The 10619-nt window shown below is 38.2% G+C and carries 8 protein-coding genes; 1 reads left to right on the top strand and 7 read right to left on the bottom strand.

Annotated features, from left to right (window positions below):
• Positions 1-208: 208 nt before the first annotated feature.
• The 7 genes from ACQQ6X_RS21700 to ACQQ6X_RS21730 form a co-directional block, all read right to left on the bottom strand.
• On the bottom strand, positions 209-1150 hold the full coding sequence (locus ACQQ6X_RS21700; RefSeq protein ID WP_305166994.1) for a TniQ family protein: 942 nt from the start codon (positions 1148-1150) through the stop codon (positions 209-211).
• Positions 1151-1166: 16 nt separating this feature from the next.
• The gene (locus ACQQ6X_RS21705) at positions 1167-2903 is read right to left on the bottom strand and encodes a TnsD family Tn7-like transposition protein (protein ID WP_305166995.1); all 1737 of its coding nucleotides are present in this window, start codon (positions 2901-2903) and stop codon (positions 1167-1169) included.
• Positions 2904-2910: 7 nt separating this feature from the next.
• The gene (locus tag ACQQ6X_RS21710; RefSeq protein ID WP_305166996.1) at positions 2911-4554 is read right to left on the bottom strand and encodes an ATP-binding protein; all 1644 of its coding nucleotides are present in this window, start codon (positions 4552-4554) and stop codon (positions 2911-2913) included.
• Positions 4551-6776 (bottom strand): Mu transposase C-terminal domain-containing protein, encoded by a 2226-nt coding sequence (locus ACQQ6X_RS21715; RefSeq protein WP_305166997.1) that lies wholly within the window; start codon positions 6774-6776, stop codon positions 4551-4553. The genes ACQQ6X_RS21710 and ACQQ6X_RS21715 overlap by 4 nt, the downstream gene beginning before the upstream one ends.
• Positions 6769-7596: a heteromeric transposase endonuclease subunit TnsA gene (locus tag ACQQ6X_RS21720; protein WP_058710347.1), complete on the bottom strand. Its 828-nt coding sequence runs from the start codon at positions 7594-7596 to the stop codon at positions 6769-6771. Before ACQQ6X_RS21720 ends, ACQQ6X_RS21715 begins: the two co-directional genes overlap by 8 nt.
• Before the next feature lie 352 nt (positions 7597-7948).
• A complete protein-coding gene (locus ACQQ6X_RS21725) occupies positions 7949-8902 on the bottom strand; it encodes a hypothetical protein (protein ID WP_305166998.1) in 954 nt (317 codons plus the stop codon).
• A gap of 67 nt (positions 8903-8969) precedes the next feature.
• The gene (locus tag ACQQ6X_RS21730; protein ID WP_430493489.1) at positions 8970-9356 is read right to left on the bottom strand and encodes a hypothetical protein; all 387 of its coding nucleotides are present in this window, start codon (positions 9354-9356) and stop codon (positions 8970-8972) included.
• 162 nt (positions 9357-9518) lie between these two features.
• Between ACQQ6X_RS21730 and ACQQ6X_RS21735 the strand changes: the two genes are divergently transcribed.
• Complete coding sequence (locus ACQQ6X_RS21735; protein ID WP_305167000.1) at positions 9519-9851, top strand: hypothetical protein; 333 nt, start codon at positions 9519-9521, stop codon at positions 9849-9851.
• The last annotated feature ends 768 nt before the right edge of the window (positions 9852-10619 follow it).

Consider the following 10619-nt stretch of genomic DNA (forward strand, 5'->3'; position numbering starts at 1 on the left):
AAATTGCTCCGTCTGTTCAGGGATACGACATACTAATGCAATGAAATTGTCTACGAAGCAAGTCCTGACCGATTGAGGGTGGGACACGCCTGCAATTTGAGTTCTTTTGGAAGAGCAACAGGCATAGCCAGCAATGAAAAACCCCTGATTAATCCTGAATTATGATCGGTATCGTCACTTGGTCGAGTGCTTCTTTATCGAAGGTAATTCAATTGATATTAAACTTTATAAATTCGTCCGTTGAACCTGAGAAATAAATCATATAAATAATGTAAATAAGAGGATTGATTAATACCTCCTCTCCCAAAAGCGAAGGAAGCACTATATCCTGATCTGACAGCCCAATTTGCGAAAGCGTTTCTTCGCCAAAGCGATTAAGGAATTTTGAATACATTATTGTTGTATAAAGAGAATGAGTTTGTTCAACTTTATCTCTTTTTAAAAAATAAAACATGGTCTTTCGGATTCTAGTAAAGCGAATGGCTCTTTGCATGTGAAGCAGTAGCCAGTTATTGTTGGCAATGGTAAGCAAATCTTTATTTCTATTTGAACGAGTACAATGAAGCGAATGACCATGAGAACAAAATAAGGGAAGAACCTTAGGAAGGGGATCATTTCTATCGGCTAGACTCTCTTTACATATAGGGCATTCAGACACCAATAATACATTATGTATATGGCATACTATACTCCCTGGTAGTTGGTGTGAACGGTGCCAATAAGGTTCTCCATATTTATTAACCTCTTCATCTACACAAATAGAACATAATCTTAACTTTCTACCATGATCCGGATGTAGTCTTTTTTCTAATATATAAGGATCTCCTTCTAATATTGATCGCTTAAATTTCTTTCTGTGCTCTGGATTTAAAATAAAATGACTAAAATACGGATATGCACTGTGTTTCTCAAGGAAATAAGAATCACGTACCCACCTAGAACCAACAGGAAGACTGACTGGGCTCATCAATAGGAAAGCATTCTGCAAACTAGAATACAACTTGTTGTTCCGTTTTATTTTTGCCAAACGTGCAAAATGGCCTGTATACAAATAATAGCGCGCACAAATGCTATACACAGATTCATCTGGGTACAAGCTCAATTTCATCCTATGAAACTCTTCCATACCTAATAATTGGTTAATTTTCAATTGTTATATCCCCAATTTATACGGCGTCTTTTAGCCTTTCCGCAATATAGTACTCCATTTCCTTCGAATATTTTTGGCCTATGCCAGCTTTCCTTATGATGAACCATTTTCTTAAAGGCAGCTTCTGCAACGTGCATTGATTAATGATCCAATCGATTCTTCTTTTCTGGTGCTGTTCCAAAGTTTCCACATGTCTTTGGAGAGTTTCCTTGCACAATGGAAGTAGATCCAGCTTTTTTTCTAAAATAGCTAATTGACCTATTGTACGACCTATTCGGGCTTTAGTAATCTTTATAGGCTTACCCTCTTGTTGTTTGATTTTTTTTATAGCATCCTTAATAAGCATGTTTATTTCCTGATCTCGTATTGCCCAATCCACCCTTACGGGGGTTACGTTCAATTTTTTAGTAGTGGGAGTAGCTTTTCTTTTTTTCTTCCTTTGTTGAAAATTAGTTAAATTATTCGCTTCGTTCTTAAGGCTTATAGATCCGATTAAATAACGTTTTATCGTTTTTGGGTCACATTTCATCAACCTGCTCAGTTCTCTCAGGCCTAGCGCATGATCCTTAGACAATTGTTCTAACTGAATCTCCCAAATTGGTCCAAATTTTTTTATCCTGCCTATTGTATAGATAGCACTTCTGTCTTGATCAGGACCCCTTCTTGAATAGGTAAATCCACAGCTTGGACATTCGAAGGTTCCAACTGGTTTCCGGGTATTTGAGCATCTTGTTATTTTTACATGGTGAATAATATTAATGTGGTAATGATCAGAGATTGGATTTAGGCATGGCCACGGCCCGGAGCCAAAGGGGGAACTTACTCCTTCTAACTTTATGTTTTCCGGTGCATCCCACAACAACTGAATAATCAATATGTGCAGGAGCGGATGTTGAGCCCTTCTTGATTTGCGGAGGATAGTCGATAACCAATTGAAATCGGTATCTTCCGGTAGTTTCACAGCGATCTTGGTTAAAAATTGAGGATTGTATTGGCTCAAAAAAAACTCCCTTACTTCTCTTTGCTTGACTCTTCCTGTCGCTGTACAGTAACCAAGCCGGATTAAGCGTTGTATATATTTATCATACATTTGTTCCTTGTTATATTCACTATATCCACCTTTCAAGATATAGTTACTAAAATCTGATATCCCAATCAAACGCGGGTCTTCGACAATACTAACCATCTCACTTAAAGCATGATGATTTCTACAAAATGCAGTAGGTAAAGCAGGATACTGAATGCGCTGATCCATAAAATCCTCGTTACATTGGTGGCATTTTTCTAACAAAAAGCATTTATGAATAGGACATACTAAAACTCCTGGCAATTGATGCGTTCTGTGCCAGTAGGCTTCACCAAATTGATCTAGATCCGCTTGTAAACATAATGGGCAAATTTTCAGAACTTTATGGGTACGAATGATGCTAGCCATTACTCCAGCTATCATTTGAATTCGTTGACTTTTGTCCGCTGCCATTTCCTCTTTCACCTGTCTACATTGCTGTATTGACCAGAAAGGCTTGTAATAAGGATACAGAGTGTGAAAGTGAATGAGCTCATCTAAGGTTATTTTTAATTGTTCACTTTGGAGCAGGGCTTTTAAACCACTTGGGAGATCATAAGCTGGCTTCCCAGCTGTTAAATGAAAAAACGACTGATATGTGGTTTTTATGCTTCTATGCCCTCTTAACAAATGATTTCGGGCTATGAAACTAGCTAACAATTCATCTGGATACAAAGTCGCTCCCATTCCCTTATCACTCCAGCTGTAGAAATTTGAACGGGTCTTGAATATACCCGGCTGCTTTTAAAATTGCATAATTGGTCTGTTTATTTTTCTTTTTAACTGTTTCTTTATTAATGTGAGTAATTAAACCATTTAATTTTCTATTTTTCTCCGTTTTTTTTCTATTTGAAGACGACGGAATAGCCTCTGCCACATCCACAATCGCAGAATGCGCTTCTTGAAAGGCTAATCTTTTCCATAGTGTTTTATCTTCAGTCTTGTGTTTTCCTGCTGCCTTTCGTGCAGCTTCCTCTGTAACCCCAGCATCCATCAACCAGATTACAATCTCGTTCATCTCGTCTTCTTGTTGATTTTCATCCAAAAGTTGGTCAACATCTAAGCCAAAATTCCTTTTTAGTTCTGTGCGATCAACATTTGTTAAGATTTCTTTCGGAGAATCGCTAAGGAAAATATCAAGGAAGCGGAGCATTTCTTCTTTCTTCCCACTTCTTAATGCGTCAAGAGCAGGTTGTAATATTTTAAATTGATTCTGGGCTACCGAATGTATAAGAGAAGACGTTAACCTTTCCTCCGTTTCGATGGCTCTTTTTTGAGATTCAATAAAGATCTTAACTATCAAATCAGGTATCCCCTGGCTTTCTTCATACATGACATTGTTAAGCTCCTGAGTCATTTCAACCTCATGCTGAGTCCATTGATGTTTCCAAAGCTGAGAAAGAAACAGTATCCAATCACTATCTTCTTTTTTCAAACGATCCCAGTAAATACTCCCTTGATTTGTGACTCGTTTGATATTTCTAAATTCTTGAGAAAACAAACTTTTAGCTTTGGGTGTACCAATAAGAATTACAGGGATGCCGATCATGTTTATTAACGAATTAAAGAAGTTCAGCATAAGAGTAGCCCCACCAGATTTTGCCTCACTCAAATATTGAATTTCATCAATGACAAGTACTCCCAAATGGTATCTCATGGCCATCGAAGCCAGAACAGGTATTAGCTGGTCAGTTCTATATCGGGAGTAGAGCTCATAGTTCATATCTCCAAAAAGTTCGCCTACTTCTTTAATGACGCCTAGACATAACTGTTTGACAGTTCCGGTCACAGGGCAATCAACCTTTAACCAAACAAGCTGCTTCTCTTCATATTTAGGATGCATGATAACTTGGGGGTAAAGACTCAATATCCGATTGATGGCTGTGGTTTTCCCGGCACCAGATATCCCAATAATCGCAAGCCCGGAAGAAGTAGGAGCCGGAACAAATAAATGTTCCTTTTCAAGCTCTGCTATCTCTGGATCTTTGAAACCAAGCATGAGCGATCTTAAACGACGTATATAATCGGTTGTATTTATGTTTCTAGATAAATACCCCTGCCGAATCATTTCTGAAAAATCCTGTTGAAGTTCTATATGATGACTCAAAGGAATAACAAAGCTCCTTAACCTTTCAATACAGTGCCGACGTTTACTTGGGCTCATCATTCGCTCTTCTGGATTAAATTTCTTTATATTTTTTATTTTACGAATGACGTCAGCATCCTCCATAATGCAAGGAAGAGCCTCGATTAGAGGATGCCCATTATAGTCAGGGATTCCTGTATCCCTATATTCGGCTACCTCTACCCTACCTCGAATAGGATGTTTGACGGTCATGACTCCTCATCCTCCTCTAGTATTTTCCTGAGTAAATCTGCTTTTGTTTGCTGTAACCGATCTTCCTGAGGATTAACATTCATATGGAAAGGCACAACATTATTTTTTACTTTGGAAGGCTGCTCCTGTCCAATTGTCCAATTATTTGTTTGCCGCTCTCTCTCTTTTTCTTGCCATTGTTTCTCTCGCATGTTCTTTAATCTAGCCGTCTGATTCATTCCCTTTATTGCTTGTCCCGTCTTTTGTTTGGCTTCTTCAACTATGGCTGCACTTTTTGTGCGCAGTATAATTCGATCCTGAATATTTTCATCCTGGTCATTTCGAGAAAGTTGCTCCTCATAAACCATCTTGTCCAAATCTTCTTCGTATCGGTAAAATGAGTTAGCTTTCGTTGATTCATACAGATCACTTAAGCGGTAACACTCTTCAAAGCTGCCCCCTTCATGTCTTAAGAAAATAATTGAGGTATCTCTGGGATCATAACTATACTCCACTTCAATAATTTCTTTGTTCTTTGCTCGAAATCTCCATGACTGTTGTTCAGCCGTTACACAAGTATAGGCATGTCCAGCAAAACGGATGCCATCTCTCGTAAATCTGCCTTTTTTGGAAGGAAGTAAATTCATACGAAGTTCTTCCTTTGTCACCCATCGTAGAGCCCCCAGTCCTTTGCGTATACCCCACTGCCATAAGTTTACTGGTGTTGGTTTAATTTCATCTTCAATCATTGCGGGTGAACGCTTATAAGATGGTAAAAAACGTTTATTATGATAACGTACACATTCGATTAAGATCGTTTCAAATTCATGAATATCAAGAATAGCTTTGGAACGGTAGTCTGTTTCACCTCTTTCTTTTTCTCGTTCGAGAACAGCACCTGGAATCCATTTTATAACCAATCCCTGAATTAAATCGAAGGTTTTCTCCACTACTGGCTTCCAGTCTGGACGAAATGGAGGCAATGCCTCCAACTCCACATTTAATGTCCTTTTTAAATGCTTAGGATACTGGCTGGTATACTCTGTTCCTCGATCTGTCGTTAAAACCTCTGGTAGCCCAATTGCTGGCCATTCATCTTCTGCGAGTTCAATTCCAAATCGTTCACAATACTCTACTTTATTAGAAGCTGCATTCTCTAAAGCGAGCATCGCCCCTACCCAACTGGGGCCTTCAAACCCGACATAAATTCCTGCAATTAAAGAACTAAACGCATCAGAAACAATATATATTATTGGCCTGCCAATAACCCATTTTCGATTAAAACGGCTAACCACATAGATATCCGCAATCGTAGAATCAATCTGATATGCAGAACCTGGCCCGAAGTTCCGGTGTTTTAAATTACCTTCTACTGCTCTGTACCTGATATTGTACCTTCTGCTACCTTCACGACTTAAAATCATATCCTCAGCATTGTTTTCTTTCTGGTAAAAATATTTAAATTGGCGAAGAGTTGGTCTCTCATGGTTAGGCTTAAGGATGGGGACCTGTTTCCCTTCAATGAGTTCAAACCCATCATTAAAAAATCGGGCTAGCATGAGTTCGTAGACTTCCTGAAACGTTCGTTTTTCTCGTTTATGATGCCATCTCGCAATGGAGACTCGAAAAATATGTTTGACTTCATCTGTAACAATAATTCCTACTACATCCTGGTCAAGCCGGCTTTGCATATTCGGTCTGCCCAGCTTCTGATTCGTACTCGCACGCTCCTTACCCTTTCCACCACAGCGATCATAATCAGGCAGTAATGTATTTTCAACCATCCCGCGTTGCCAGTACCTTCTAAGAATGCGCCAGATGAGGACTTTAGATATTCCTGTTTCCTTATGCAAGTCAGATACGATACGGCCTCGTTCATGTTTGTAGAATATATGGGGTACATTCTCCTTACTTGCTAACCTGTTCAAATAACTCCACCTTTGGTCCCGGATTTGTTTGTCCTTAGGGCTCAGTTGATGCTCCGGGTAATGGATTTTAGGAATAGATATAACTGTCTTTTCTATATTGCCAGCCTTCATTTCTTCCTGAATCATAGAATATGAAAACATTTCAGGATAAGGCTTATACCCCTTTTCTTCTTTCGTATTGATCATAATTACTAGATCTTCGTTGCGCTGCACCCAAAGTACACGATACAAATCAGGTTCATTACATTCTTCCTCTTCTTCTGTCTCACCTTGCCATACCGCCAAAATTGTATTTACGTAAATTTCATTATGCATGGCGCATTCCCCCTTGTTGGCTGGATATACCATAGTTCAAATCTAGTATTTCCAAGGGACGATTAGGATCTATTCTTGTCTTCATGTTCACTTTCCATTGTTTAGTCATAATCAGGTGTCTTACAATGACTAGACTGTTCCCAGGTGTTAGTCCTAACGCATCATCTGCTTGATTGGTTATATCGGTTAATTTGTAAGCTGGATCTACAATCATTTGTTCCATTAACACTCTAGCCTTCATTACATGCTGATCTGTAATATGGTACGGCGCCAGATTATAGGTTTTATGAACGTATTGAACATTCATGGCGTAGGAAACAGGAATATCTTTATCGGTTACCAAGCTCCATCCTACATCTCTTGCCTTCCAATACTGTCTTTCAATTTCCATTTTCTCCGCTTCACGTATTGTAATCTTATTGGCTGGTTTAATATTCACAACATCAACGGGGCTATCGTCCTGGTCAATCACAAAATCAGTAGTCATCACCTTCAGCTCGCGTTTCTGCGGATCAATGGGATGATCAACGCCGAGGTCTTCCGCAATCTGAATCGTTTCTTCTATGGGTAAGAGCGGATATTGTTCACGGTACCCTTCGATGACATCAGACCATTCCAATAAATAAAAGTAATACCATTCTAGATCCGAAAGAAGTAAGTGCTCTCTTCCTGATTTAATTCCTTTTGCGGTATGCGTCCGCCCTTGTGAAGGTACCTGCCTTGCTGTAAACCAAGGTACATAATGTTTTCCCATGCCCTGACCTTTGCCTTGTTTTATCCATTTTTCTATCGTGGTGGGAATTGGATATGCTTGAGCCATAGTGCCCCTCCATTCACCTCGTAGTAAATGCAAAAAAAGCCCCACTGTAAAAACAAGGTGCCTGACTTTTAGATGTGTGATATATAATTTTTCTAGAGAGATTTCTGGACTACTCCAGCTTATTAGTAATCTGACTTTCGACAAAATAGCGTAAATTATAAAGAACTCGTGTTTGGTGAGATTATACCATGAATTGTGCTTCAAGGAATAAATAAATAGGTCTTACCAACATAAATATCTTGGCTTTCAAGATTGATATACAATCGCTCAGCAAGGGATTTTCACAGCTTTGGTCTCCGTCTGATTATCTTAGGTTGCTTTCTTTATCCTCCAACCCCTTTGAAAATAACTGCTACAGATAGTGTCGCTTGAGAGGTAAAATGGATTGGTGCAATTCATTTCGTGTAATAACGTAAGTCAACGCATCTAAAATAGAATAGATCTTTATCATTCGTAAATATGTGCAAGCCAAGGATCGCCTACGATCTCCATGAACTTTCTTGACTGAGTCGTGATAACGATGTTGTTTTCTAAAAAAAAATTCATACATCCTTTCGTCTTTCTCCAGTTTGGCTAGAACATATTTACTCGTTATATTTTTTATCTGACGGAAACGATTAATCTCAGACTTCTTAAAGAAACCTTTTGCAGCATATTCCATCACTAACTCGTAATTAATACAGCCAGCGTTAACTAAAGAATCTTCACTTAATTGATCCAACGCATCTATGGCCTTAAGCTGTGGGCTTGGGATAACTACATTCAAACTCCCAAAAGAAAGATCTATTCTTTGAATCTCCTTCTCCATTTCCCGCACCGAGGTTTTTCTCAGGGCATTCCACCGTTGTAATTCTCGATCAAGAAAGAGCCGAATTCTTTTCCACTCCTCGATCTGCTGTATAATATCTAGCTGTTTAACGTGTACCTCAAAGCCCCTTAACTCATCAGCATCTATCCATAATGATTTTTTGGGCGAAAAACGTAAGTAAGACTGTTTCGGAGTTGCAAGCTGTTCAAGTTTCTTTTGGTCCTCGGGTAGGAGTTTGTCCCATGTAATGTTCAAAACAAAAGGAAGTAATCCAAAGCTATTCAAAAAATCGAACAGATTTCTCTTATCTTCATCATAGGTATATACCGAGCTAAACGTTCCCACTATCCTCTGCTTTAACCATACCATTCGTTTCAATCCTAGGCTCTCTTGATGTTTCATCACACTATTTCGTATTATTGCAATCTCCTTTTCCGTCCGTTTTAGATTTTTATAGTTCCCCTCCTTAATAAACAGCTCAAGTTGATCTAAATACACTTGTACATCCCTCCTTGTGTAAATGCGTCACCTGTTTTCACATGTTTCCACGTAAAAATTTTGAACCCTAATCCTGTTTTTCTATGATTTGCTTAGCTAGTTTCATTAGCTGGACACTCTGTACATAATCCTCTAAGTTAAGACCTTGCAGTGACTCTCTTACAACAATTCTGCATTCTTCAAGTTCTTTGGAATCTGCTTCTAGATAAATAATATTCAGGTCATTTGGAGTATATTGAATACGGATATTCCATGCCCCGTCTCTTTGGGCTAGCTCAAACCAACGCTCTCGTATCGCTTTGGAACACGTATAATAAAGCTGCTGATACCGGATACCCAAAGGTGTAACTGAAGCAAAATCATACATTTTCAAACCATCTGATTTTAGGGGCATCATTGTTCCTCCCTTTAACTTATATCTATATTTATTGACAACAAAATTTTTTCTATTCAATAAATAATAAAATATCGAATTACCAATAATATTGAATAGGAGATACCTTCAATAATAGATTCCACACTTCTTCTAGGTAGGATCAGCTTTCATAGCGAATTTCGTATTTTAGCCGGGGAGCTTCGTGTGATAAAACAACATTCCAAAAGGAGGAACTCTAGATTGTACTATTCAATCGTTCATAACAATAGGTACTATGTGGTGTTAAGAGATGGGGTTGCTGAAAAAATAATCATCGAACTTCCAACCAAAGTACTTGCAGATGAAGTTGCTTTTCAACTCCAAATGGCTTGGCTTGATGGGGAATCTTGGGGAAAGAATGAGATAAAAAAACAACTTGATCCAGATGGCTACCATTCAGAAATATTTAAAACCTTAAAAAGCATTAAAAACAGGAATCACAGCGAACTAAAAAAACACCATGACGAAATGACAGAACAATATAAATCACAACGAAAGAGAGTCAGACAACAAGTACTACGATTGAAAAAATGATTTCCCCTGTAAAGCTCAGATAATAAATAAAAATAGCATCGTCACCTTAAGGTAGTATAAGGAGTATCTCCCATAGGAAATGGCCCCTTACTGCCCGTCCCTAAGGAGAAAACGGTCTTAGTCGTATCCGTCTACGTTACTCAAATCAAAAATTCATATAATATTTCAATATTTAAGGATTATTGGTATACCTGCTTGCATATTGAAAATCCTATTCCTTATTATGAATCTTACAGTAATAAGTTTCTCAGTATTTGTTATGTTTATTCGTTATGTTTATTCGTTATTCACTATACTCTTAACTTCCATTATTTTTGTTCAATCCAAATCATAACTATTTCTGCCTCCTGTTTGACGATGGCATTCCGCATTGCTATTAGTTGCACAATTGTCCAGTACATGTCTAATGGATTCTCATCCGGTAATTCATCCAGTCCGGAAAGTAATACTTTGGGATGCAGAACGCATCCCAAACGTCACTCTTTTACGTGGTAGCAAGCGTTGAGGATAGGGCAGAATTACTTCCTGACGATTTGCTTCTTCTTTGACAAGGTGAACAAAGAAAAACCTTGAAAGACTATAGCCTTTCAAGGTCAAACTATAAAACAAAATTCAGAGGTTCATGTTCACACTGTGAAATGTTTACATAAAATATCTTACAGTTCCTACTATCCACTAAATGGGGGCTTGACCATACCTCATTTGACAGATATTCATATTTAAAAGCACCTCATTAAATTTAATCATTGGATTTTTTTCTTTATTTTA

Source organism: Paenibacillus ottowii (genome assembly GCF_050516475.1).
GTDB classification, from domain to species: domain Bacteria; phylum Bacillota; class Bacilli; order Paenibacillales; family Paenibacillaceae; genus Paenibacillus; species Paenibacillus ottowii.